The organism is Leclercia sp. UBA5958, assembly GCF_002430365.1.
GTDB classification, from domain to species: domain Bacteria; phylum Pseudomonadota; class Gammaproteobacteria; order Enterobacterales; family Enterobacteriaceae; genus Enterobacter; species Enterobacter pneumoniae.
In genome coordinates, this window is sequence record NZ_DJCE01000008.1 from 236,062 (window position 1) to 261,343 (window position 25,282).

A 25,282-nucleotide genomic window follows, 5' to 3' on the forward strand; every position below is an offset into this window, starting at 1 on the left:
CAGTTGTCGCGCTCTCGCAGTGGGTCAATACAAAATGGCGCGCATCTTAGCACACTCCAGGGCAAATTACTCCGCCGATGGCGCGGCCAGGAAACGCACTGCTCGGTTGATGTCCCGCGTACGCGGCGCGGGCGGCAGACTGGCTATAAAGGTCGCACCGTAAGGACGCATCACCAACCGGTTGTCGCAGATCACCAGCACGCCCCGGTCGTCTATATCGCGGATAAGACGCCCTACCCCCTGTTTAAGAGTGATCACCGCGTCCGGTAGCTGCACATCGTCAAAGGGATCGCCTCCGCGCAGGCGGCAATCCTCCATACGGGCCTTCAGCAACGGATCGTCCGGCGAGGTAAAGGGCAGCTTATCGATAATGACCAGAGAGAGCGCATCGCCGCGGACATCCACCCCTTCCCAGAAGCTGCTGGTTGCCACCAGCAGGGCATTGCCGTGGCTAACAAACTGCTGCAACAGTTGACCTTTACTGGTCTCACCCTGTAACAGCACCGGCAGGGTCATGGTGGCGCGGAACTGCTCTGCCAGGTCGCGCATCATGGCGTGAGAGGTGCAGAGCATAAAGCAGCGCCCGTTGTTCGCCTCGATCATCGGTTTAAGCATCGCCGCCAGGTGGCGTGCCGCGCCGGGCTGATTCGGTAGCGGCAGGTTGCGTGGCACGCAGAGCAGCGCCTGAGTCGCGTAGTCAAATGGGCTGGGTAGCAGCAGCGACTCCGCCTCGTTAATCCCCAGTCGTTCGGTGAAGTGGTGCAGATCATCATTTACCGAGAGGGTCGCGGAGGTGAAAATCCAGCTCCCCGGCTTGTCGGCCATGACTTCTTTGAATTTGTCCGCCACGGTAAGCGGCGTAAGGGCCAGGGTGAAATGGCGTGAGTTACATTCGTACCAGTAGCTGTATCCCGGCTGGTTGATCTCTTTCAGGCGCTTAAGACGGGCACGGTAGAGGGTGGCGCGTTCAAAGGCGGCGTCCAGTAATGCGGAGCGGCCCAGAGATAATTTCGCCACGTCATAGCAGAGCTCCAGCGCATCATCCAGCAGCAGGAGCGCGCGCTGAATGGTATTGTCTGCCAGAAGTTCACGCAGATTGCCGCGAAAACCGGGATCGCCCAGCTGCATGCGGAAATCCTGTGTACTCTGCGCCAGACGGTCCGCGCATTTTTGTAACTGCTGGGTATCCTTCAGTTCGGTGCGGTAAGCGATAGTGAAATCTTTGGCCAGATCCAGCAACTGTCGGCTGGAGAGGGACTGACCGAAATATTGACTGGCAATATCCGGCAGTTGATGGGCCTCATCGAAGATCATCACGTCAGCCTCGGGGATCAGTTCACCAAAGCCGCTCTCTTTCACCACCATATCGGCCAGAAAGAGGTGATGGTTGACCACCACGACGTCAGCGTCCATCGCCGTCTTACGCGCTTTCACCACGAAGCAGTCTTTATAGAGCGGGCAGTCGCTACCGAGGCAGTTATCGTTGGTGCTGGTGACCAGCGGCCAGGCGGCAGAATCTTCGGCCACGCTGGCGCAGGTGCTGATATCGCCATCCTGGGTCTGGTTGGCCCAGGCGCGAAGGATGATGACATCGCTCAGCGTTTGTACCGGCAGATCGCCTCCCGCCAGCGCTTGTTGCTCCAGACGTTCGAGGCAGAGGTAGTTAGAGCGCCCCTTCAGCAACGCCAGCCGGCCTTTATATTTGAGAGCCTTGGCCACGGTGGGCAGATCGCGACTGTAAAGCTGATCCTGCAGCGCTTTCGAACCGGTCGAGATAATGACCTTTTTCTTCGCCCGTAGCGCAGGCGCCAGATAGGCGTAGGTTTTCCCGGTCCCGGTCCCCGCTTCCACAACCAGCGGCTGCCCGTTGTCGATAGCGCGCGCGACGGCATGCGCCATCTGGCGCTGGGGCTCACGCGGTTTAAAGCCAGGAATTGCTTTTGCTAACTGCCCGTCTGCTGCGAAATCGTCTGCCACTCTGCCCCCTGTAATTTTGCACAGGGGATTATGTCAGGCTGCCGGGCCTTGCGCCAGTCGATAGTGACGGCGGCGAGACAATATGGCAGTCTTGCCCGGCAATGAAAAAATAACGAGGAGACGTTTATGACAATTGTGCGCATTGATGCCGAAGCCCGCTGGTCTGATGTGGTGATCCACAACCAGACCCTCTACTACACCGGCGTACCGGAGAATCTGGATGCCGACGCCTTTGAGCAGACGGCCAACACCCTGGCACAGATTGACGCTATCCTGCAAAAACAGGGCAGCGATAAATCGAAGATCCTGGATGCGACCATTTTTCTGGCGAATAAAGATGATTTTGCGGCCATGAACAAGGCCTGGGATGCGTGGGTAGTCGCGGGCCACGCGCCGGTACGCTGCACCGTACAGGCCACGCTGATGAAACCGCAATATAAGGTTGAGATTAAGATTATCGCCGCGGTATAACGCGCCGGTTACTCTTCTTCATCATCCTCAAAACGCGCCACGATCCGCTCGCCGGTATGGGTGGCGCGAAGTTCTTCTGCCACCTGCGCAATGGCCTGGCCGCTGCTCATCCCTTCGGACATTAACGTCTGAATGCGTTCAACTGCTTTCTGCTGCTGCTCGTGGCTCAGTGAAGGTAAACCTGCAAACATCATTAACTCCTGCTAGATTATCAGCGCTAATTATTTCACGCTGCCCGGTTGTTTGCTATAGATGAACTCGTTATCCCCCACCGTTATTTCGTTACCCTGGCGTCCAGACGCCGCTGAAGCATGGTTTGCGCCGCTGAGCCATCAACCCTGGGCGATGCTGCTGCATTCCGGCCACGCTGACCATCCCTATAGTCGGTTTGATATTCTGGTGGCCGATCCCGTCGCCACGCTGGTTACCGAGGGTGAGCTTACCCGAGTAACGCGGGAGACGGTGATCGAATCGTCTGGCTGCCCATTGAGCTTGCTGCAGCAGACGCTGGATGACCTGGGCCTGCCTGCGGATCCGCACCCCGATCTGCCTTTTCAGGGCGGCGCGCTGGGGCTCTTTGGCTACGATCTGGGTCGTCGCTTTGAAACGCTGCCGCAGCAGGCAGTTGACGACATCAGCCTGCCGGATATGGCGGTGGGGCTGTACGACTGGGCGGTCATTGTTGATCACCATAAACAGGCCGTATCGCTGGTCTGCCATGGCGATGCGAAGGCGCGACTGGCGTGGCTGGAAGCACAGCGTCCCCCAACCAGGCAAACCCCGTTTCGCCTCACCTCTGACTGGCGCGCAAACATGACCGCGCTGGAGTATGACGCAAAATTCCGCCAGGTGCAGGCTTATCTGCACAGTGGCGATTGCTATCAGGTGAATCTTGCCCAGCGTTTTCAGGCTCACTATCAGGGTGATGAGTGGCAGGCATTTACTCGCCTGAATGCGCAGAACCGCGCCCCCTTCAGCGCCTTTATGCGCCTTGAACAGGGGGCGATTCTGAGCCTGTCACCTGAGCGCTTTATTCATCTGGCAGAGGGCGAAATACAGACCCGCCCCATTAAAGGCACGCTACCGCGTCTTACCGATCCCGATGACGATCGCCAGCAGGCGGAAAAACTGGCCGCCTCCCCGAAAGATCGCGCCGAAAATCTGATGATCGTAGATTTGATGCGTAATGATATCGGGCGCGTGGCCGAACCCGGCAGCGTGCGGGTGCCCGAACTGTTCGTGGTGGAGCCTTTCCCGGCGGTTCACCATTTAGTGAGTACGATTACCGCGCGCCTGCCCGCATCGCGCAGCGCCTGCGATCTGCTGCGGGCGGCATTTCCGGGGGGGTCGATTACCGGTGCGCCAAAGGTGCGGGCGATGGCAATTATCGACGAACTGGAACCCCAGCGCCGTAACGCCTGGTGCGGCAGCATCGGCTATATCAGCCTCTGCGGTACCATGGATACCAGCATTACCATCCGCACCCTGACCGCCTTTGACGGGCAGCTATACTGCTCTGCAGGCGGCGGTATCGTGGCTGACAGTGAGTCGGCGGCGGAGTATCAGGAAACCTTTGATAAAGTAAACCGCATACTGCAACAACTGGAGAGTTAAAGCGTGGAGACCCGCAATCTGACCCTGGATGATTTTTTATCGCGTTTTCAGTTATTACGGCCGCAGGTCAATAGCGCCTCGCTTAATCAGCGCCAGGCCGCGGTGCTGATCCCGGTGGTACGCCGCGACGAACCCGGACTGTTGCTCACCCAACGCTCCCCGCTGATGCGTAAACATGCCGGTCAGGTTGCCTTCCCCGGTGGCGCAGTAGACAGCAGTGATGCTTCGCTGATTGCCGCCGCGTTGCGCGAAGCGCAGGAAGAGGTGGCGATTCCGCCCGAGGTTGTGGAAGTGATTGGCGTGCTCCCGCCTGTCGACAGCGTGACCGGATTTCAGGTTACGCCGGTGGTGGGGTTGATTCCGCCAAATCTGCACTATCACGCCAGCGAAGACGAAGTGGCGGCAGTATTTGAAATGCCACTGGCGGAGGCCCTGCGTCTGGGTCGTTATCACCCCCTCGATATTCATCGTCGCGGCCACCATCATCGGGTCTGGTTATCCTGGTACCAGCATTATTTTGTCTGGGGCATGACGGCAGGCATTATTCGTGAACTGGCGCTGCAAATTGGCCTGAAGCCTTGACTATACTTTACATTCCCGACTTTTTACTGCGTTTGCGATCGCTCTCTCGCTATTAGTAAAACCGCCCTTAGCCATTAGTTTAATTCATGTGAATAGTTGAGCTGACGATCAGGTTCCCTCTTACACTATGCGCAGTTATAACATCGTTACTGGAAACCCGGTAACCCTGTCAGGAGTGTTAAAGTGATTAGTATATTCGACATGTTCAAAGTGGGTATTGGCCCCTCCTCTTCCCACACTGTCGGTCCTATGAAGGCCGGTAAACAGTTCGTCGATGACCTGGTCGAAAAAGGATTACTGGAAAGCGTTACCCGTGTTGCCGTAGATGTCTATGGCTCGCTCTCTTTAACGGGTAAAGGCCACCACACCGATATCGCCATCATAATGGGTCTGGCCGGAAATATGCCGGATACCGTTGATATTGACGCCATTCCGGCGTTTATTCGCGACGTTGAAACGCGCGGCCGCCTGCTGCTGGCTAACGGCCAGCACGAAGTCGATTTCCCGCAGGATGACGGCATGCGTTTTCGCAGCGACAACCTCTCACTGCACGAAAACGGCATGCAGATCCACGCCTTTAACGGCGATAAAGTGATTTACAGCAAAACCTATTACTCCATCGGCGGTGGTTTCATCGTTGATGAAGAGCATTTCGGCAAAGATACGGCGGGTGATGTCAATGTCCCCTATCCGTTTAAATCCGCCCAGGAGATGCTGAACTACTGCAAAGAGACCGGCCTGTCGCTTTCCGGCATGGTGATGCAGAACGAACTGGCGCTGCACAGTAAGAAAGAGATCGAAGAGTACTTTGCGAACGTGTGGCAGACCATGCGTGCCTGTATCGATCGCGGTATCAATACTGAAGGCGTATTGCCTGGCCCACTGCGCGTGCCGCGTCGTGCCTCGGCGCTGCGTCGCATGCTGGTGACCACCGACAAATACTCCAATGACCCGATGAACGTGGTGGACTGGGTAAACATGTTTGCCCTGGCGGTCAACGAAGAGAACGCAGCCGGTGGCCGCGTTGTGACGGCCCCAACTAACGGCGCCTGCGGGATCGTGCCGGCGGTACTGGCTTATTACGATCACTTTATCGAATCCGTGAGCCCGGACATCTACATTCGTTACTTCCTGGCCGCGGGTGCGGTGGGCGCGCTCTATAAGATGAACGCCTCCATTTCCGGCGCGGAAGTAGGTTGTCAGGGTGAAGTGGGCGTGGCCTGCTCGATGGCTGCTGCCGGTCTGGCTGAGCTGCTGGGCGCCAGTCCGGAACAAGTTTGCGTTGCCGCAGAGATTGGCATGGAGCATAACCTCGGTCTAACCTGTGACCCGGTCGCCGGTCAGGTGCAGGTACCGTGCATTGAGCGTAACGCCATTGCGTCGGTGAAAGCGATCAATGCCTCACGCATGGCGATGCGTCGTACCAGCGAGCCGCGCGTTTCACTGGATAAGGTTATCGAAACCATGTACGAAACCGGGAAAGATATGAACGCGAAATATCGCGAAACTTCCCGCGGTGGCCTGGCTATCAAGGTGCAGTGCGACTAATACTCCCTTTCGCCCATCTGCAACGGATGGGCGAAATTTCTCCCCTCGTCTCGTCTCCTTAATATTTCCCCACTACACTTGCTGTATTGCCTGCGGCATTGGGTGCCCCTGGCTTACCGGATGACCCCTGCATGCAAACTGCGCAAAGGATAATCACCCATTATCGTCGAAAACGCCTCGCGGTTTGCGTGGTGGTTGCGGTTCTCACCCTGATTACGACCCTTGGCATCCGCTTTATTTCACAACGTAATCTCAACCAGCACCGTACTGTCGCCTTTGTCACCCACGCCGTTGAGGCGCTGGATAAAATTTTGCTGCCATTGCAAGCCAGCCGTGAAGCGCTGCTGCCGCTGGTAGGACGTCCATGCCTTTCTACCCACTTGCTGTTGCGCCGACATGCCGCCACCCTGCAGACCGTGCGCACGATCGGGCTGGTTAAAGACGGGATCCTTTACTGCTCCAGTATTTTTGGTCAACGCGATGTGCCTGTTCGCCAACTCCAACCTGCGCTTCCCTTCCCGGAACCTTTACTGGTGCTCTCGACGGATCGGTCACTGCTGCATGGTAGCCCCATTCTGATCCAGTGGTATCCGCTGCCTGGTAACAGCCAGAACGGGGTCATGGAGGGGGTCAATATCGATCTGATTGCCCGCATGATCCTCGAACCGCAAGCCCCCCTGATTAACGAAGTTACCCTGAGCGTAGGCAATAAACACCTGCGTTACGGATCGAATGTCTCTGATACCCTGACACACAATGCTGGCGACAAAATTTATCGCCAGCCGTCGGGTAATTTCCCCTTTTCCATCACCGTCAGCGGCCCGGGCCCTACGGCATTAGCGTTAAAGGAGCTTCCTGGCCAGTTGCCACTGGCTCTGCTGTTAAGCCTGCTACTGGGCTATATCGCCTGGCTGGCCACCGCAAACAGGATGAGCTTTACCTGGGAGATAAATCTCGGCCTTGCCGCCCGCGAATTTGAGCTGTTCTGCCAGCCGCTGATGAATGCGCGTAATCAGGAGTGCGTCGGCGTGGAGATCCTGCTGCGCTGGAATAATCCGCGCCAGGGGTGGATCTCCCCTGACGTGTTTATCCCCCTGGCTGAGGGACACAATCTGATTATTCCCCTCACCCGCTATGTCATCACGGAAACCGTACGCCAGCTGACGGTATTCCCGGCGGATCCTGGTTTCCATATCGGAATCAATGTTGCCGCCAGCCATTTCCGCCATGGCGTGCTGCTGCGCGACCTGAACCACCACTGGTTTAACGCCCGCCCTGTACAACAGCTCATAATTGAACTGACCGAGCGCGATGCCCTGTTGGACGTGGATTGCCGCCTGGTACGGGAATTACACCGAAAAGAGGTCAAACTGGCGATTGATGATTTTGGCACCGGGAATTGCTCGCTCTCATGGCTGGAAAAGCTGCATCCGGATGTCCTGAAAATTGATAAGTCATTTACGGCTGCGATAGGGACGGACGCGGTGAACTCTACCGTGACCGATATCATTATTGCCCTTGCACAGCGGTTGAACATTGAACTGGTGGCGGAAGGGGTAGAAACCCCTGAACAAGCGCGTCATCTTCGCCAGCGCGGGGTGCACATTTTGCAGGGATATTTTTATGCGCGACCGATGCCGCTGAGAGACTTTCCGGAGTGGCTGGCGGGGAGTTCGCCCCCGCCAGCGCCGCATAACGGGCAGATCATGCCCGCGACGCCGCTACATTAATTACTCGTCTTCTTCGTGCTCTGACTGCTCTTTAACAATACGCACCAGATCCACACGGTAGTCGTTCGCCGTCACAATGGTGATCTTCAGCGGCGGCAGTTCCAGAACATCACCGGTACGCGGGATCTGACCATTAATGGCAATGACCAGACCGGCTACGGTGGCGATATCGTCATCATGGTTAGTCAGGTGCTCCAGCCCCAGCGTATGTTGCAGCGCATGCAGGTCGGTGGCGCCTTTTACCAGCCAGCCGTCGTTATCGGCAACGATTTCCGGCGTTTCGTCGGCATCCGGGAACTCACCGGCAATCGCCTCCAGCACGTCCAGCGGCGTAACCAGCCCCTGAACCACACCAAACTCGTTGGTCACAATAACAAAGCTACCGCGAGCACGACGCAATACGCCCAGCAGGTTAATCGGGTCGAGCGTTTCCGGTACCACAATGGCCGGCGATGCGGCGGCTATGGCCTCGACATCTACACCCTCTTCCAGCGCAACCAGAAGCTCTTTAGCACGTACCACACCGATAATTTCATCCAGCTCGCCGCGACACACCGGGAACAGACTGTGTGGCGAAGAGAGCAGTTGCTGGCGGATTTCATCCATGCTCAGGCTGGCGTCAACCCAACTGATTTCACCGCGGGGCGTCATGATGCCACGCAGAGAGCGGGAGGCGAGCGACAGTACGCCGTTAATCATGTAGCGCTCTTCTTCAACAAAAGCACCTTCGGGTACCGGCACCGTCACATGGTTTTCGCTCTCCGGCTGAACCGTTGCCTGGCGACGACCGCCCATCAGACGCAAGATGGCATCCGCAGTACGCGCACGCAACGGCTGGTTAGATTGCTGACGAATGAAGTTACGTCGCGCAACCTGGTTGAAGAACTCAATGATGATCGAGAAGCCAATCGCCGCGTACAGGTAACCTTTCGGAATATGGAAGCCGAAACCTTCTGCGACCAGGCTCAAACCAATCATCAGCAGGAAGCTGAGACAGAGCACCACCACCGTCGGGTGTTCGTTGACGAATCGCGTCAGCGGTTTCGAGGCCAACAACATCACCGCCATGGCAATGACCACCGCGGCCATCATGACCGGAAGATGGTTTACCATACCCACTGCGGTAATGACCGCATCCAGGGAGAAGACCGCATCCAGCACCACAATCTGCATTACCACAACCCAGAAGCTGGCGTAGCCTTTACCATGCCCGCCATCATGCTGCCGGTTTTCAAGCCGTTCGTGTAGCTCGGTCGTGGCTTTGAAGAGAAGGAATAGTCCCCCCACCAGCATGATCAGGTCGCGTCCAGAGAAGGTAAAATCCCACACGCTGAAGAGCGGTTTGGTGAGCGTAACCATCCACGAAATAACGGAAAGCAGCGCAAGACGCATAATCAGCGCCAGCGACAGGCCGATAAGGCGTGCTTTGTCACGTTGTTTAGGCGGCAGCTTGTCCGCAAGAATGGCAATAAACACCAGGTTGTCGATGCCGAGCACAATCTCGAGCACCACCAGCGTGAGAAGCCCCACCCAGATTTGCGGGTCCATTAAGAATTCCATGACAAGCTCCTGCTGAAGGAATGACAAAACGGCGCCGCGTTAGAAACGGGCGAAGCGGTAAAAGACGATTTAAGTGTGTGGCGAGAATCGCCGGTGAGGCTGATCCAAAGGGATCGGGTAGGTGACTGACGTCGGTGACGGTCCATACAGTGGGCTATAGCCCATTACTCCTGACAATTAAACGGAAGGTAAACATATCAGAGACATGAGCTTTAAGGCAAAGATTTACTTTCCTTTGCAAACAGATGTTACCGTCTCCATTTCGCGCCGCAAATTATCCAACACGCTAAAGCTAAATTACGGATCTTCATCACATAAATTATTTTTTCACTGTCTAAAATAATTCGCTGAAGTCTGAGTTAGTTCTACTCTAACCCTTATCTGAATCGATTCGCTGTAATGAACACGATTTATGATGCCCTCGTCACACAGGTGCATAAACGATAATAAATGGAGGTAGCAAGTGACCATTGCTATTGTAATAGGCACACATGGTTGGGCTGCAGAGCAGTTACTCAAAACAGCAGAGATGTTGCTTGGCGAGCAGGAAAATGTTGGCTGGATCGATTTCGTGCCCGGCGAAAATGCCGAAACATTAATCGAGAAATACACGGCTCAACTTGAAAAGCTCGATACCCGCAGCGGCGTGCTGTTTCTCGTCGATACATGGGGTGGCAGTCCATTTAACGCCGCCAGCCGCATTGTCGTCGATAAAGAGCACCATGAAGTCGTGGCTGGCGTTAACATTCCGATGCTGGTCGAAACGCTGATGGCGCGTGACGATAACCCGAGCTTTGACGAACTGGTAGCGCTGGCGGTAGAAACCGGCCGCGAAGGCGTGAAAGCGTTGAAAGCTCAGCCAGTAGATAAACCCGCGCCGGTGGCGGCAGCGCCGAAAGCGGCAACGCCTGCCAAACCGATGGGGCCAAATGATTATATGGTTATCGGCCTTGCCCGTATCGATGACCGTTTAATTCACGGCCAGGTGGCAACGCGCTGGACCAAAGAGACCAACGTACAACGCATTATCGTCGTCAGCGATGAAGTTGCCGCAGACACCGTCCGCAAAACCCTTCTTACCCAGGTCGCTCCACCGGGCGTAACCGCTCACGTGGTGGACGTTGCCAAAATGATCCGCGTTTACAACAACCCGAAATATGCGGGTGAACGCGTCATGCTTCTGTTTACTAACCCGACAGACGTCGAGCGTCTTGTCGAAGGCGGCGTGAAAATCACCTCCGTCAACATCGGTGGTATGGCTTTCCGTCAGGGGAAAACGCAGGTCAACAACGCGATTTCAGTCGATGAAAAAGATATCGAAGCCTTCAATAAACTGAATGCACGCGGTATCGAGCTGGAAGCCCGTAAGGTTTCTACCGATCAGAGACTGAAAATGATGGACTTGATCGGCAAAGTTGGGAAATAACCCGGCGCTGATTTTTCACACAAAGCTTATGTTATAGGAGAAGTACAATGGAGATTACCACTCTTCAGATTGTGCTGGTGTTCATCGTCGCGTGTATTGCGGGTATGGAATCCGTACTTGATGAATTTCAGTTTCACCGTCCGTTGGTCGCCTGTACCTTAATTGGTGCCGTTCTTGGCGATATGAAAACCGGTATTATCATCGGTGGTACCCTGGAAATGATCGCACTGGGCTGGATGAACATCGGTGCGGCCGTTGCCCCGGATGCGGCCCTCGCCTCCATCATCTCTACCGTTCTGGTTATTGCCGGGCACCAAAGTATCGGCGCCGGTATCGCGCTGGCTATTCCACTGGCCGCGGCAGGCCAGGTTCTGACCATTATTGTTCGTACTATCACCGTTGCCTTCCAGCACGCTGCCGATAAGGCGGCGGATAACGGCAACCTGACGGCACTCTCCTGGATCCACGTTTCATCCCTGTTCCTGCAGGCGATGCGTATCGCAATCCCGGCGGTTATCGTTGCTATCTCTGTCGGTACCAGTGAAGTGCAGAGCATGCTGAACGCCATTCCAGAAGTGGTGACCGGAGGTCTGAACATCGCCGGTGGCATGATCGTTGTAGTCGGTTATGCGATGGTTATCAACATGATGCGTGCTGGCTACCTGATGCCGTTCTTCTACCTCGGCTTCGTGACCGCGGCGTTTACTAACTTCAACCTGGTTGCTCTGGGTGTGATTGGCGCCGTTATGGCGATTCTCTACATTCAGCTGAGCCCGAAATACAACCGCGTAGCGGGTGCACCAGCGCAGGCGGCTGGTACTAACGATCTCGATAACGAACTGGACTAACAGGTGAGCGACATGGTTGATATGACTAAAACTACCCCAGAGAAGAAACTGACTCCGGGCGATATTCGTGGCGTGTTCATCCGTTCAAACCTGTTCCAGGGTTCGTGGAACTTCGAACGTATGCAGGCGCTGGGCTTCTGCTTCTCGATGGTGCCGGCGATTAAACGCCTGTATCCAGAAAATAACGAAGCACGACGTCAGGCAATTAAACGTCACCTGGAATTCTTCAACACCCATCCGTATGTTGCCGCCCCGGTTCTGGGCGTGACTCTGGCGATGGAAGAGCAGCGTGCGAACGGCGCAGAGATTGACGATGGTGCCATAAACGGTATCAAAGTGGGTCTGATGGGGCCGCTGGCGGGCGTGGGTGACCCGATCTTCTGGGGTACGGTGCGTCCAGTCTTCGCCGCGCTTGGCGCCGGTATTGCGATGAGCGGTAGCCTGCTTGGTCCACTGCTGTTCTTCATTCTTTTTAACCTTGTCCGCCTGGCAACCCGTTACTACGGCGTGGCTTATGGCTATCGTAAAGGCGTGGACATTGTTAAGGATATGGGCGGCGGCTTCCTGCAAAAACTGACCGAGGGGGCCTCCATTCTCGGCCTGTTTGTGATGGGCGCGCTGGTTAACAAATGGACGCACGTTAACATCCCGCTGGTGGTCTCTACCATCACCGGTCAGGATGGTCAGACGCGCGTGACCACGGTGCAAACCATCCTTGACCAGCTGATGCCTGGCCTGGTTCCGCTGCTGTTGACCTTCGCCTGTATGTGGCTTCTGCGTAAGAAAGTTAACCCACTGTGGATTATCGTTGGCTTCTTTGTCATCGGTATCGCGGGCTATGCTGTTGGCCTGCTGGGTCTGTAAGACGTTGCGTTAAACGCCGGGGGCTTGCCCCCGGCTTTTTTTATCTGGAGGATGAATGACGATCACGGACATCGTACTGGTTTTGTTTATTGTTGCCCTTCTGGCTTATGCCATTTACGACGAATGGATCATGCCGCGACGTCATGGCGCGACGCTGCTGTCTATCCCCCTGCTACGTCGCGGCCGCGTTGATGCCTTCATCTTTGCCGGCCTGCTGGTGATTCTGATTTATAACAACGTAATGAACGGCGGTGCATTATTAACCACATGGTTATTATGTGCGCTGGCATTAATGGCGATCTATCTGTTCTGGATCCGGGCGCCCAAAATCCTCTTCAAAAAGGATGGGTTCTTTTTCGCCAATGTATGGATAGAATATAACCGTATTAAAGAGATGAATTTATCGGAAGATGGCGTGCTGGTGATGCAATTAGAACAGCGGCGTCTGCTCATTCGGGTACGGAATATAGACGACCTGGAAAAAATATACAAATTACTTGTTAAAACTCAATAAGTTAAAATTATAGCACTGGCTATATTTGGACTGGTTTTCTCCGCACAATTATAGCCAAAGCTATATTAGACAATAAAATCCACTTATATTTATTAACGTTATTCTCACCAATAAGCCCAAATGAAAATCGTTATCAAGAAGTTAGTGAAATTATAATTCCTGAATATTGTTTTAACGGCTAAAAATATGTTAAGGTTGCGCCCGTCGTTGGGGAGTAGCCGATTTCCTTTCAAGGAAATGTACGTGTCAACATACTCGTTGCAAAACGTGGCACGTACGGACAGTTCATATCAGAACTGTCAGGCGAGACCATAGATACATCTACTGCTGTTTACTGGGGGCAGTGATGTGTCATATGGAGATCCCGGTCTGGACGCACTTATGAATCTCTCAGCAACACTTCTACTGGCCTTTGGCATGTCGATGGACGCATTTGCGGCCTCGATGGGGAAAGGCGCCACCCTGCATAAACCTAAATTCTCTGAAGCACTGCGCACTGGCCTTATCTTTGGCGCAATCGAAACCCTGACGCCGCTTATCGGCTGGGGTTTGGGTATGCTGGCAAGCCAGGTTGTGCTGGAGTGGAATCACTGGATCGCCTTTGTGCTGCTGGTCTTCCTCGGTGGGCGTATGGTCATTGAAGGTTTTCGCAACGAGCGTTGTGAAGATGACGCGCCGGTTCGCCGTCACGGCTTCTGGCTGCTGGTGACTACCGCGATTGCCACCAGCCTGGATGCGATGGCGGTGGGCGTCGGTCTGGCATTTCTGCAGGTTAATATTATCGCCACCGCCCTGGCCATTGGCTGCGCGACATTCATCATGTCAACGCTGGGGATGATGATCGGTCGGTATATTGGCCCGCTGTTGGGTAAACGGGCCGAAATTCTGGGAGGCGTTGTACTGATAGGTATTGGTGTACAAATCCTCTGGAGCCACTTCGCAGGTTAATCGACACGCTGCCAGCAGTGGATGCTGAAATCCGTCTGGCAACGGAATACCTTCTCGTTCTTCAATGCGTCCCATACCGCCGGTTTTGCCCGCCAGGCAAACGGCGTCATCTGTAACAAGGCTACCGCCTCTTCTCCGCTCAGGTTCATCTCATACCCGAGTTCTTGCTCGTCAGCCAGTCGGAAACCGCTCAGTTGCTCAGAATGTGGAGCGTGAAGCTGTACCTCATCGTAAATCAGACCTTTTAGCTCCATCAGATGGCGTGGCCCTGGCGTCACGGTGATCACCCAACCCCCTGCTTTCACCACTCGCGCCAACTCTTCGCCTTTGCACGGGGCATAGATGCGGATAACCGCGTCCATGCTGTTATCGTTAAACGGCAAGCGATGGCTGGAGGCCACACAAAAAGTCACGGCAGGGTAGCGTTTGGCGGCAGCGCGAATAGCGACCTTAGAGACATCGAGGCCAAACGTGCTTGCCCCCTTTTGCCGGGCGATATCTGCAAACGCGGCGGTGTAATAGCCTTCACCACAGCCGATATCCAGAATCGTGGCGGCGTTTTCAGCCAGTTTCGTTGCCAGCAAGTGCCCAACCCGGTCGCGCAGTGGCTGATAATGGCTGGCGTCCAGGAAAGCCCGGCGTGCCTGCATCATCTCTGCGCTGTCACCCGGATCTTTAGAGCGTTTATGCTGTACCGGCAGCAAGTTAACATACCCCTCTTTCGCCAAATCGTAGCGGTGCCCCTGTGGGCAGGCATAGCTTTTATCGGTTAGCACCAGCGGCGCATGGCAAAGTGGACAACAGAAGGACATGGTAACTCCAGGCAATCGTAAAGGGCGAGAGTTTACCGCTAATTGCCCGGTTATAAAACGCCTGACTTAACGCATCACAATGAGATGGCTCGATTCCGGAGCGAGACCATCGGGTGGGATATTTTCGAGCCGAAGCACATCTCCCATTATCTGGCTAAAGACCGGAGCCGACACCGCCCCGCCATAGTAGGCGCCGTTCTGGGGATCGTTAATTACCACCGCCAGCGCAAAGCGCGGACGACTGGCGGGCGCAACGCCGGCAGTATAGGCCACGTATTTATCGACATACTTACCGCTCTCATCAATCTTTTTCGCGGTACCGGTCTTAACGGCAACCCGGTAGTCACGTACCGCCGCTTTCACGCCGCCGCCGCCCGGCAGCGCCACGCTCTCCATCATATGCTCGACCTCTTTCACAATCTCTGGCGGCATGACCTGGGTGCCCAATACCGGGGGATCGATACGCGTGATCGACAGGGGACGCTCTACGCCGTAGCTACCAATAGTGGCATAGACGTGTGCCAACTGCAGTGGCGTGACCATCAGTCCATAGCCAAAGGAGAACGTAGCCCGATCCAACTGACTCCAGAATTTGCGTTCAGGTAGCAGGCCGCTGCTTTCGCCGGTTAGGCCCAGCCCGGTGCTGCGTCCAAAACCAAAGCCTTTATAAGTATCCAGCAGGCGCTGAATGGGCATCGCCAGCGAAAGGCGTGATACCCCGGTATCGCTCGATTTTTGCAAAATGCCGGTCATCGTCAGCTCAGGATAGTAACCTACGTCGCGGATACGGTGTCCGGCCAGCGTATAGGGATGCGTATCGATTACGCTGTCAGGCTGTACCAGCCCTTGCTTCAGAGCGGTCATCAGCACCAGCGGCTTAACGGTTGAGCCGGGTTCGAAGGTGTCGCTAATGGCGCGGTTGCGGAAATCGTTCAAGGTTGCCCCTTCACGATTATTGGGGTTGAAGTCCGGGAAGCTCGCCATGCTGAGAATTTCACCCGTCCGCACGTCAATCAGTACTGCTGCACCGGATTCCGCTTTGTTCCAGGCGACGGCATTATCCAGGGCATCCTCTGTAATCGTCTGCAATCGTGCATCAATGCTGAGGTGAATAGTATGAGCGGGGACCGGTGGCTGCTCGGTGATATTTTCAATGACATGCCCATATCGGTCTTTACGTACCTTGCGCAGGCCCGGTTTGCCAGTGAGCTGTCGATTAAAGCTCTTTTCAATCCCTTCTATACCCTGCCCATCAATATTGGTAAAACCAATTAAGTTGGCCGCTACGTGTCCTGAAGGGTAAAAACGGCGCGACTCATCTCGTAGGTTAATGCCAGGCAGATGCAGTTTCTCGATCCATTGCGCCTGCGCCGGTTCGATCTGTCGAGCCAGGTAAATGAAACGACCACGCGGATTACTATTGATACGCTGCGACAAGGTGTCGAGCGAGAGATGCAGTGTGTTCGCCAGGGCTTGCCAGCGGTCATCAAACCCTACGCCCCCCTTCTCCCGCACCGTTTTGGGGTCGGCCCAGACCGCCTGAACCGGCACGCTCACTGCCAGCGGCCTGCCCTCCCGGTCAACTATCATTCCGCGAGGTGCATCGATGGGTACCTCACGCAAGGAGCGCCTATCCTCCTGCGCCACCAGCGTGTCCGGCTTGATAATTTGTAACCAGGCCACGCGAGCCAGTAGAAAAACGAGGCTGCAAAGTATGACAAAGCAGAGTAAAGCAAAACGCGTCGGGGTGAAATTTGCTGCGGGGTTGAAAGGTCTTTTTTTCACCGTGGCTCCAGGGCTATTAAACAACGCCCTGATTTAACGGGAAATTTGCACGGTGCGGGTAAAAACAATGCTAATAACTTCGCAGCTTTGCAACAAACTGCGAACAGAAGGCCTTGTGTTAACACTTTGAAAAGCAGGCATTAAAAAGCCCCGCATTAACGCGAGGCTTTATGTGCTCAGCTGAAACGACCTGGCGTTTCAACGTTGGCAGGGGTTCGATCAGATAGCGGTTACGTTAACAGCAGCCGGACCTTTCTGGCCGTCCTGAATTTCGAACTCAACGTTCTGGCCTTCAGCCAGAGTTTTGAAGCCATTGCCCTGGATTGCAGAGAAGTGTACGAATACATCTTTGCTGCCGTCAGCTGGGGTAATGAAGCCAAAACCTTTAGACTCGTTGAACCACTTAACTTGACCTTTAATCTTTGCCATTTGCAAAATTCCTTAGAGTGTTTTCATAGCCCGCAGGCATTAACTGAGATAAAACTGAGACATTACTGCATGAGGCACTAATATAAGGTTCGGCAGAGAAGCGGTATTCAACGACAACGTGTTTACTCAGGACTTCTTTACTGAAAATGCCACACATAAACAGAACTGTACCTCGTTTGACCCAAACCGTGTTATCACATACAACGTAAATAATGGCAAGCCATTTTTAAACGTGTCTCGATCAGTCGCACAAATTCCGAAGCTAACTTGCCACAATCTGCACGGTAAGCAACGTGTGCGGTATACCGGGCCTGAGTGGTGCTTGTCCAGTCACTGTCTTCATAAGCGCTGTAATCTAAGACTTTTTTACCATAGCTCAATAACTTCCGAACGTCCAGCCAGGCTATTAATTTTTCTGGATGAGGCTATTTTGTTAGAACTTTTTCCGAAACGTTATGCACAAATGATCGTAACGGTAAAGTGGGTTGTCTTGATAAAACATTGTATATCGCTTCGCCTCTTTCTCTATTTACATTGGCAATTCTAATTTCTCTCTGCACCAAAATAATGAAACTTTTATGATCTTGCCTCAAAAAAAGGCAAGCAAAACGTTTCGATAAAAATAAAACATTAATGGTACAGGTTAATATCAGAATAATAGTAAACGAAGCGATGAATAGTCATAAGGATAAATATTGACCGATGTTTAGTATTTTGAAGTTATTGTTAATTGTGGCTGTATGATTGAGTGCCTGCCGTAGTTCAGCCACGGGTTCATCAAGCGACTCATCGGCCAGTTCGAAGACGCCCCAGTGAATGGGGATGGCAAGCGGCATTCCTAGCTGCTGCCAGAGGGAGACTGCCGAACGCGGGTCCATATGGTTTGTCGCCATGAACCATTCTGGTGCATATGCGCCTATCGGGAGGGCGATCGCATCGAGTTTACCGAAACGCTGCGCAATGGTGAGTAACTCTGGCGTATATCCGGTATCGCCGCTGAACCAAAATCGCCGTTCACTGCCCTCGAATACCCATCCGCACCAAAGCGCACAGTTCCGATCCCAAAAGCTACGCATGCTCCAGTGCTGGGCCGGAACGGCACTGTAGGTGATGCCTTGATGCACATAGCTTTGCCACCAGTCCAGTTCAACGATGTGCTTCGCGCCCCGACGTCGAAACCAGTCCCCCAGCCCCAGAGGGACAAACAGGGTAAGCTTTGGAAATCGTTGCAATAACTGACGAACGGTAGCGGAATCGAGGTGATCATAATGATTATGAGAGATGACTAGCGCATCAATGGCCGGTAGCCCAGCCACGCTAATCACCGCAGGGGTTTTGCGCAGCGGTCCGGCAAAACTTACGGGCGAGGCACGCCGGGAGAACACCGGGTCCGTGAGAATATACTGACCACTGATTCGCAGCAATAGACTGGCATGGCCCAGCCACCAGACAGCGTCTCCTTCGGGGGTAGTAAGATCGACAGGTTGGCACCAGTCATGGATAAATTTTTCATAGCCGCCGCGAGGAGGTTTCGGTAAACCGGCAGCTTTGCGCTCTTTGCGCCAGCGCTCAACGTCTCCAGGCTGGTGCCCAGCAGCAGAAGTATTGCGAAAACCCTGCGGGGTATGGTGAGGCAGGGAGGGGTTATACCAGGGATTTTTCCGGGTCATGTTCACCTCCCCAGATGCGATTAACGCTCAGCGACCAGACGAATAAAGTCGTCGCTTTCATCTTTCACGGGCGCAGCAGCGGGTTTAACCTCTTCTTCAACGTCCGGTTCATTGGCTTCACACAGACGACGAAGCAGCGCATTTTGTCTTTTCTGGAGATCAACTAACGTCTCCAGTAACTCAATTTGTTCATTTGTCCGGGAGCTGGCGCGGTTGACGAAAAACCACAGTACCAAACCCACCACCAGCAACACGACGGATATGACCAGAGATGCCATGCTAAGCACTCCAGTATTCAACAACTCACCCATTTCACCACCTCACTAAAAACGGCTATTTTACCACTCGCGTTGAGGAAGGAAATCACTTGCCATAAAAATGCCTGCTACCAGGGGATAAACTTATTGATAGAACATATACCGCTAAAAAACTGTACATCCTGATCGCACATCACATTGATCATCTGCGTCCACATAACGACGCAGGCAATCAACACTACCACCAGAATGACCCAGCGTATTTTCTTCACTACACTCTCCGTCTACTCACTTAGGCTACCAGGTTACCATGCTTAACTTAAACCGGGGCTAACTGTAACGCCATCGTCCCGTTTTCGGAATCATGTACTTGTTTCATATAGCTAACAGGATAGGCTTAGAGGCAGGAAGAACCATTATAAAAGAGGCAATGATGCGCTTAATTATTCGCACAGTTGTGATTTTAGCCCTTATCTGGATTGGTTTATTGTTGTCAGGCTACGGTATCTTGATTGGCAGTCATGAAAACGCTGCGGGGCTGGGTATCCAGTGTAAATACCTCACTGCACGTGGCACCAGCACGGCCCAGTACATCCATTCGGATAGTGGGATTATCGGCCTGACCAACTGCCCAATTTTGCGTAAAAGCGAAACGGTCGTTGATAACGGCTAACCATCGGTATTAGTGAAAAGCCGCTAACGTAGCGGCTTTTTTTTATGTGTTCAGAACGGATAGTCGTTATAGCCCATCTGTTCAGAAATTTTTCGCGCCGCGGTATGCAGCATTTCAACGTACTCATGCAGACGCTCTTCAGAGAAGCGTAGCGTCGGGAAAGAGATACTCAGGCCAGCGATCACCACACCAAAGCGGTCAAACACCGGGACGCCAATACAGCGCAGCCCTTCTTCCTGTTCCTCGTTATCTTCACCGTAACCCTGTTCACGTACCTTATCCAGTACCGTGAGTAACCCTTCCGTGGTGGTGATCGTACGCTCAGTACTGCGTTTGTACTCTACACCTTCCAGAATTTGCTTAACTTCTTCGCGGTCACGCCATGCCAGTAAAACCTTACCGATGGCCGTGCTATAGAGCGGATTACGGCGACCGATACGGGAGTACATACGCAGGTTGTACATCGAGTCGATCTTATGGATATAAACAATGCTGTCTTCGTCCAGCGCCCCCAGGTGCACAGTCTCTTTCGTCAGACGCGAGAGTTCACGCATCTGAATATCTGCGCTACGAATCAGGTCGACGTTTTGCAACGCGCGCGCGCCCAGTTCAAACAGCTTCAGGGTCAGAGAGTATTTTTCCGACTCCCCTTCCTGCGCAACATAGCCCAGTGATTTCATGGTCTGCAAAAAGCGATAAACGGTGCTTTTCGACATCATCACACGCTGTGACAGCTCGGTAATACCAATTTCGCGCTCTTCTCCAAGCGCCTGCAGGATGCCAAACACCTTCAACACAGAAGAGACAGAATCTGGTTGTTTATCCAAATCTGCGATTGCCATTTATCACCTCAAAGCAAGTGTTTTATAAAAATCAGAACTGGTTTTTATTATAAATTCGTACTGGCTTCGCTGCAATCAATCCTGGCTTACCTGGTTACAAATCTGCGACATATAACCAAAATAAGCATGTTAAAATAATTACCCTGAATATAATTACCTCTGACGCAGATCGATGACATGACCACGACTCCTCCTGATGGCCTGCCCTTACCGCAGCGCTATGGCGCGATAGCCACTATTATTATTGGCATCTCCATGGCCGTACTGGACGGGGCCATTGCCAACGTCGCGCTGCCAACCATTGCCAGCGATCTGCACGCCTCTCCTGCCAGTTCTATCTGGATTGTTAACGCCTATCAAATTGCCATCGTTATCTCGCTGCTCTCGTTCTCGTTTCTCGGGGATATGTTTGGCTATCGCCGCGTTTATCAATGCGGCCTGGTGGTCTTTACCATTACGTCGCTATTTTGCGCTCTCGCAGATAACCTCCCGATGTTGACGCTGGCACGTATTGCGCAGGGCTTTGGTGGTGCGGCGCTAATGAGCGTTAATACCGCGTTAATCCGGCTCATCTTTCCGAAGCGCCAGCTTGGGCGCGGCATGGGCATTAACTCGTTTATTGTGGCGGTCTCTTCCGCCGCGGGACCGACCCTCGCAGCGGCGATCCTCTCCGTGGCCTCCTGGCAGTGGTTATTCCTCATTAACGTACCGCTGGGCGTTGTGGCGCTGCTCTTTGCGCTGCGTTTTCTTCCCGCGAATGCGGCGAAGAGCAGCATGCCGCGCTTCGATCTGCCGAGCGCCGTCATGAACGCCCTGACCTTCGGTTTGCTTATTACTGCGCTCAGCGGCTTTGCTCAGGGGCAATCGCGGCTCTTAATCGCCGGTGAAGTGATGGCATTATTGATTATCGGCTTCTTTTTTGTCCGTCGTCAGCTCGCCCTGCCGGTGCCGCTGCTGCCGGTAGACTTACTGCGTATTCCGCTCTTCTCCCTCTCTATTTGCACCTCGATTTGCTCGTTCTGCGCGCAAATGCTGGCCCTGGTTTCGTTGCCCTTCTTCCTGCAAAGCGTGGTGGGACGTTCGGAAGTGGAGACGGGACTGCTCCTGACCCCCTGGCCGCTGGCAACCATGGTGATGGCCCCGCTGGCAGGCTACCTGATTGAGCGTCTGCATGCCGGATTACTGGGGGCACTGGGACTGGCCGTGATGGCATCCGGCTTATTTGCCCTGGCTTTGCTGCCCGCCGCCCCGGGCGATCTGGATATCATCTGGCGTATGATTTTATGCGGCGCGGGGTTTGGACTGTTTCAGTCGCCTAATAATCACACGATCATCACCGCCGCCCCCCCCCACCGCAGCGGAGGAGCCAGCGGTATGCTCGGCACGGCGCGCCTGCTGGGGCAGAGTAGCGGCGCTGCGCTGGTGGCATTAACGTTCAATATGGCCGGCGATAAGGGTACGCATGTGGCTTTGATCACCGCAGGTGCCCTCGCGACGCTTGCGGCGGTAATAAGCGGTATGCGGATCACCCAGTCTAAACGCAGCTAATAAAAAAGCGCGTCAAATGACGCGCTTTATTTGTCTGCCCGGGCGGGCTTACTTCAGATATTCCCCACTACGTAACGCTTCGATACGTTTATCCAGCGGCGGGTGAGACATGAACAGCTCGCTCAGCGATTTAGATTTACCGTTGATGCAGAATGCCATCATGGTGTTTGCTTCCTGCGGTTCGTAGCTGGTTTTCAGACGCTGCAGGGCAGCAATCATCTTCTCGCGACCCACCAGTTTTGCCGAGCCCGCATCCGCGTGGAATTCACGGTGGCGGGAGAACCACATGGTGATAATGCTTGCCAGGATACCAAACACCAGCTCCAGCACCATTGAAACTGCAAAGTAGATCAGTGGGTTGCCGTTGTTACCTTCACCTTCATCACGGTTGCCGCCCATAAATCCGGCCGCGATCTGCGCCAGAATACGTGAGATAAAGATCACGAAGGTGTTCACTACGCCCTGGATCAGGGTCATAGTCACCATATCACCATTGGCAATGTGGCTAATTTCGTGAGCGATAACCGCTTCGGCTTCGTCACGGCTCATGTTCTGCAGCAGGCCAGTGCTGACGGCAACCAGTGAGGCGTCACGACGCGCACCCGTTGCGAAGGCGTTGATATCCGGCGCGTGGTAAATAGCCACCTGTGGCATTGCGATACCTGCCTGGCGGGACTGGTTTGCCACGGTGGTCATCAGCCACTGTTCCATATCATTGCGGGGTTGCTCAATCACTTCGCCGCCCACGGATTTGAGCGCCATCCACTTCGACATCAGCAAAGATACAAAGGAGCCACCAAAACCAAACAGCAGCGCCATAATTAACAAGCCCTGAACGCTGCTCGACTGAATTCCCGTCAGGCTTAGCACGAGCCCGAAGACCACCATCACCGCAAGGTTGGTGAGCAGGAAGAGCGCGATTCGCATCATAATTTTCTTTTAACCTCAGTTTAACAAAACGCACTATGCGATTACCCACATCGTATGGGTATTGCGGCTATTTTCAAGGATTCAGGGGGCGTAAGTCACCAGAAAGACACAACTTTACATTAGAAATGGACTCGCTTACCGCAGCATGCAGAAAGCAAAAAAACGGGCACAATTTCTTGTGCCCGTGGGGGGATTATTTTGTCGGAGCGGGCTCAGCCGCGGGCCGATCTTTTTCCTGTTTCGCCAGGTCAATGGCGATTTTTACCGTTTCGTCCAGATAAGGATCGGGCTCCTGGTAATCTTTCGGTAGATCGTCCAGTTTTTTGAGCAGCGGTTTGCCTTCGCGTTTGAAACGATCGTTAATGCGCGCCAGGCGGGTTGCATCATCTTCTTCGTTCTCTTTCTCACGCTGAGCGTAGTTCAGGGAGACAATATTTCGCTTCGCCTTTAGCGCATTGAAGCGGGCAATGTCCTTCATGATGTACTGGAATTCCGGATCTTTCGCGATACGTTCGTCATGCTGTTTTAACAGCGCCGGACCAAACTGCGTCATATCACCGGACTTCACGTAGGTGGCAGCGTTAATGCTATCCCACGGCAGTGCATTATCCTCGAACTTCTCGCCGGTTTCCGTCTCTTCATTGCCGGTCGGCATGATGATATCTGGCGTCACGCCTTTACGCTGCGTACTGCCACCGTTCACGCGATAGAATTTCTGAATGGTGTACTGGACAGACCCCAGAGCCGGCCATTCCGGACGGAGCATCTGATCGTAAATACGGTTCAGGGAGCGATACTGCTGTACCGTACCTTTACCGAAGGTTGGCTCGCCGACCACCAGGGCACGTCCATAATCCTGCATTGCCGCCGCAAAGATTTCAGAAGCAGAGGCGCTGAAGCGGTCTACCAGTACGACGAGTGGGCCTTTGTAATAAACTACGCCATCGGTATCGGCATCTTCACGCACTTTACCGTTGTTATCACGAACCTGAACGACCGGGCCGGACGGAATGAACAGACCAGAGAGCGAAACCGCTTCAGTCAAGGCACCGCCGCCGTTAGTACGCAGATCGATGATCACACTGCTGACGTTCTGTTTTTCGAGCTTCTGCAGCTGCACTTTTACATCGTCCGTCAGGCCGACGTAGAAACCTGGGATATCCAGTACCCCAACCTTCTCTTTACCGACGGTTTTCACCGACATTTTGACTGCGCGGTCTTCCAGACGGATACGCTCGCGGGTCAACGTAATGATACGGGTTTTCGTGCCTTTCCCGGCAGGCAAGATCTCAAGGCGCACTTTGCTGCCTTTAGGCCCTTTGATCAGGGCAACAACGTCATCCAGACGCCAGCCAATCACATCGACCATATTCTGGCCCGTCTGGCCGACACCAACGATGCGATCGCCAACGCTAATGGCCTTACTCTTGGCAGCAGGGCCACCCGCAACCATAGAGTTGATAACGGTATAGTCGTCATCCATCTGCAGCACCGCGCCAATCCCCTCGAGTGAGAGGCTCATCTCGGTATTGAACTGTTCGGTGTTGCGTGGGGAAAGATAGTTGGTGTGAGGATCAATTTCGTGCGCGAAGGCAGTCATCGCCAGCGAGAACACATCTTCGCTGTTGGTCTGCGCCAGGCGGCGAATAGCAAATTTGTAGCGGCGGGTCAGCGTTTCGCGGATCTCTTTCTCATCTTTACCGGTGAGTTTGAGGCTCAGCTGATCGTACTTCACTTTACCGTCCCACAGCGCATTCAGCTCGGCTTCATCTTTAGGCCACGGCGATTTGCTGCGATCGAGATTAAAGGTGTCGTTGCCGGTAAAGTCCATCGGACGCGCCAGCACCTTGAGCGCATATTCATAACGCTCAAAACGACGCTTCTGCGCCAGATTGTACAGGTCGTAGAAGAGGTCGAGTTTACCGCTGCGCAGTTCGTCACCCACCACCGATTTACGCTTCGCAAACTGCTCGACATCGCTGGCCAGCAGAACGTTGTGGCTATAATCCAGCAGGTTCAGATAGCGGTCAAAGATTTTGCCTGAGAAAGCCTGATCGAGGTCGAACTGACGGTAATGCGAGCGAGTGAAGCGCGATGTAACGCGCTCACTGACCGTTGCGTGCTGGGTCTCTTCCTTCAGAACCGGAATTTGATCCACCCGCGTAATCTCGTCCACCGCAAAAGCGTGGCCTGTTATAGCAAACAGGCCAGCCAGCGCGGTGAGCTTAAAAAATGTGTTCATGCCGGGCCTGGC

At 54.0% G+C, this 25,282-nt stretch carries 24 protein-coding genes, 1 pseudogene and 1 riboswitch; of the genes and pseudogenes, 12 read left to right on the top strand and 13 right to left on the bottom strand.

Annotation, left to right across the window (positions count from 1 at the left end; genetic code table 11):
* Nucleotides 1–66: 66 nt before the first annotated feature.
* Nucleotides 67–1,977 carry an ATP-dependent DNA helicase gene (locus tag B2Q93_RS14230; protein ID WP_046885136.1) on the bottom strand — a complete coding sequence of 637 codons (1,911 nt, stop codon included), beginning with the start codon at nucleotides 1,975–1,977 and terminating at the stop codon, nucleotides 67–69.
* 126 nt (nucleotides 1,978–2,103) lie between these two features.
* Between B2Q93_RS14230 and B2Q93_RS14235 the strand changes: the two genes are divergently transcribed.
* Nucleotides 2,104–2,448: a RidA family protein gene (locus B2Q93_RS14235; RefSeq protein ID WP_040075190.1), complete on the top strand. Its 345-nt coding sequence runs from the start codon at nucleotides 2,104–2,106 to the stop codon at nucleotides 2,446–2,448.
* A gap of 8 nt (nucleotides 2,449–2,456) precedes the next feature.
* Here the strand turns inward: B2Q93_RS14235 and B2Q93_RS14240 are convergent, their stop codons facing one another.
* Nucleotides 2,457–2,639 carry a YoaH family protein gene (locus B2Q93_RS14240; protein WP_040075189.1) on the bottom strand — a complete coding sequence of 61 codons (183 nt, stop codon included), beginning with the start codon at nucleotides 2,637–2,639 and terminating at the stop codon, nucleotides 2,457–2,459.
* A gap of 61 nt (nucleotides 2,640–2,700) precedes the next feature.
* Here B2Q93_RS14240 and pabB point away from each other — a divergent pair, with 61 nt between their 5' ends.
* From pabB to B2Q93_RS14260, 4 genes are all read left to right on the top strand, one after another.
* Nucleotides 2,701–4,062: an aminodeoxychorismate synthase component 1 gene (pabB, locus tag B2Q93_RS14245; protein WP_286933572.1), complete on the top strand. Its 1,362-nt coding sequence runs from the start codon at nucleotides 2,701–2,703 to the stop codon at nucleotides 4,060–4,062.
* 3 nt (nucleotides 4,063–4,065) lie between these two features.
* Nucleotides 4,066–4,644 carry a CoA pyrophosphatase gene (locus tag B2Q93_RS14250; protein WP_040075186.1) on the top strand — a complete coding sequence of 193 codons (579 nt, stop codon included), beginning with the start codon at nucleotides 4,066–4,068 and terminating at the stop codon, nucleotides 4,642–4,644.
* Nucleotides 4,645–4,827: 183 nt separating this feature from the next.
* On the top strand, nucleotides 4,828–6,192 hold the full coding sequence (gene sdaA / locus B2Q93_RS14255; protein WP_040075185.1) for an L-serine ammonia-lyase: 1,365 nt from the start codon (nucleotides 4,828–4,830) through the stop codon (nucleotides 6,190–6,192).
* 131 nt (nucleotides 6,193–6,323) lie between these two features.
* On the top strand, nucleotides 6,324–7,922 hold the full coding sequence (locus B2Q93_RS14260; protein ID WP_286933573.1) for an EAL domain-containing protein: 1,599 nt from the start codon (nucleotides 6,324–6,326) through the stop codon (nucleotides 7,920–7,922).
* On the opposite strand, the gene yoaE is transcribed toward B2Q93_RS14260, so the two are convergent.
* Nucleotides 7,923–9,482, bottom strand: a complete 1,560-nt coding sequence (gene yoaE, locus B2Q93_RS14265) for a CNNM family cation transport protein YoaE (RefSeq protein WP_040075182.1) — start codon at nucleotides 9,480–9,482, stop codon at nucleotides 7,923–7,925. It lies immediately after the preceding gene.
* A 463-nt stretch (nucleotides 9,483–9,945) separates the two neighbouring features.
* Between yoaE and manX the strand changes: the two genes are divergently transcribed.
* From manX to mntP, 5 genes are all read left to right on the top strand, one after another.
* Nucleotides 9,946–10,908: a PTS mannose transporter subunit IIAB gene (manX, locus tag B2Q93_RS14270; protein WP_040075180.1), complete on the top strand. Its 963-nt coding sequence runs from the start codon at nucleotides 9,946–9,948 to the stop codon at nucleotides 10,906–10,908.
* Nucleotides 10,909–10,955: 47 nt separating this feature from the next.
* The gene (gene manY / locus B2Q93_RS14275) at nucleotides 10,956–11,756 is read left to right on the top strand and encodes a PTS mannose transporter subunit IIC (protein WP_040075179.1); all 801 of its coding nucleotides are present in this window, start codon (nucleotides 10,956–10,958) and stop codon (nucleotides 11,754–11,756) included.
* Nucleotides 11,757–11,768: 12 nt separating this feature from the next.
* On the top strand, nucleotides 11,769–12,620 hold the full coding sequence (locus tag B2Q93_RS14280) for a PTS mannose transporter subunit IID (RefSeq protein ID WP_040075177.1): 852 nt from the start codon (nucleotides 11,769–11,771) through the stop codon (nucleotides 12,618–12,620).
* A 55-nt stretch (nucleotides 12,621–12,675) separates the two neighbouring features.
* Nucleotides 12,676–13,134 carry a DUF986 family protein gene (locus B2Q93_RS14285; RefSeq protein ID WP_046885132.1) on the top strand — a complete coding sequence of 153 codons (459 nt, stop codon included), beginning with the start codon at nucleotides 12,676–12,678 and terminating at the stop codon, nucleotides 13,132–13,134.
* A gap of 197 nt (nucleotides 13,135–13,331) precedes the next feature.
* Nucleotides 13,332–13,467, top strand: a riboswitch (yybP-ykoY riboswitch).
* Between the two features lie 48 nt (nucleotides 13,468–13,515).
* Nucleotides 13,516–14,082: a manganese efflux pump MntP gene (gene mntP, locus B2Q93_RS14290; RefSeq protein WP_040075175.1), complete on the top strand. Its 567-nt coding sequence runs from the start codon at nucleotides 13,516–13,518 to the stop codon at nucleotides 14,080–14,082.
* Here the strand turns inward: mntP and rlmA are convergent.
* The 7 genes and pseudogenes from rlmA to mgrB form a co-directional block, all read right to left on the bottom strand.
* The gene (rlmA, locus tag B2Q93_RS14295; RefSeq protein WP_286933577.1) at nucleotides 14,079–14,894 is read right to left on the bottom strand and encodes a 23S rRNA (guanine(745)-N(1))-methyltransferase; all 816 of its coding nucleotides are present in this window, start codon (nucleotides 14,892–14,894) and stop codon (nucleotides 14,079–14,081) included. The genes mntP and rlmA overlap by 4 nt on opposite strands.
* 66 nt (nucleotides 14,895–14,960) lie before the next feature.
* Complete coding sequence (gene ftsI / locus B2Q93_RS14300) at nucleotides 14,961–16,679, bottom strand: peptidoglycan glycosyltransferase FtsI (RefSeq protein ID WP_286933578.1); 1,719 nt, start codon at nucleotides 16,677–16,679, stop codon at nucleotides 14,961–14,963.
* Nucleotides 16,680–16,898: 219 nt separating this feature from the next.
* Entirely contained in the window at nucleotides 16,899–17,108 is a 210-nt protein-coding gene (gene cspE, locus B2Q93_RS14305) for a transcription antiterminator/RNA stability regulator CspE (protein WP_001062678.1), read from the bottom strand.
* A gap of 12 nt (nucleotides 17,109–17,120) precedes the next feature.
* A pseudogene (locus B2Q93_RS14310) lies at nucleotides 17,121–17,265 on the bottom strand (DUF2627 domain-containing protein).
* A gap of 523 nt (nucleotides 17,266–17,788) precedes the next feature.
* Entirely contained in the window at nucleotides 17,789–18,778 is a 990-nt protein-coding gene (locus tag B2Q93_RS14315) for an MBL fold metallo-hydrolase (RefSeq protein WP_286933585.1), read from the bottom strand.
* A gap of 20 nt (nucleotides 18,779–18,798) precedes the next feature.
* Nucleotides 18,799–19,089, bottom strand: a complete 291-nt coding sequence (locus B2Q93_RS14320; RefSeq protein ID WP_046885127.1) for a YebO family protein — start codon at nucleotides 19,087–19,089, stop codon at nucleotides 18,799–18,801.
* A gap of 74 nt (nucleotides 19,090–19,163) precedes the next feature.
* A complete protein-coding gene (gene mgrB, locus B2Q93_RS14325; protein ID WP_207291949.1) occupies nucleotides 19,164–19,307 on the bottom strand; it encodes a PhoP/PhoQ regulator MgrB in 144 nt (47 codons plus the stop codon).
* A gap of 161 nt (nucleotides 19,308–19,468) precedes the next feature.
* Between mgrB and B2Q93_RS14330 the strand changes: the two genes are divergently transcribed.
* Entirely contained in the window at nucleotides 19,469–19,708 is a 240-nt protein-coding gene (locus B2Q93_RS14330) for a YobH family protein (protein WP_040078461.1), read from the top strand.
* A gap of 50 nt (nucleotides 19,709–19,758) precedes the next feature.
* Here the strand turns inward: B2Q93_RS14330 and kdgR are convergent, their stop codons facing one another.
* Entirely contained in the window at nucleotides 19,759–20,550 is a 792-nt protein-coding gene (kdgR, locus tag B2Q93_RS14335; protein ID WP_040075168.1) for a DNA-binding transcriptional regulator KdgR, read from the bottom strand.
* A gap of 177 nt (nucleotides 20,551–20,727) precedes the next feature.
* On the opposite strand from kdgR, the gene B2Q93_RS14340 reads away from it, so the two are divergent.
* Nucleotides 20,728–22,098 (top strand): MFS transporter, encoded by a 1,371-nt coding sequence (locus tag B2Q93_RS14340; RefSeq protein ID WP_286933587.1) that lies wholly within the window; start codon nucleotides 20,728–20,730, stop codon nucleotides 22,096–22,098.
* Between the two features lie 48 nt (nucleotides 22,099–22,146).
* Here the strand turns inward: B2Q93_RS14340 and htpX are convergent, their stop codons facing one another.
* Nucleotides 22,147–23,028 carry a protease HtpX gene (htpX, locus tag B2Q93_RS14345; protein WP_046885124.1) on the bottom strand — a complete coding sequence of 294 codons (882 nt, stop codon included), beginning with the start codon at nucleotides 23,026–23,028 and terminating at the stop codon, nucleotides 22,147–22,149.
* 193 nt (nucleotides 23,029–23,221) lie between these two features.
* Complete coding sequence (gene prc, locus B2Q93_RS14350; RefSeq protein WP_207291951.1) at nucleotides 23,222–25,270, bottom strand: carboxy terminal-processing peptidase; 2,049 nt, start codon at nucleotides 25,268–25,270, stop codon at nucleotides 23,222–23,224.
* Nucleotides 25,271–25,282: the final 12 nt, after the last annotated feature.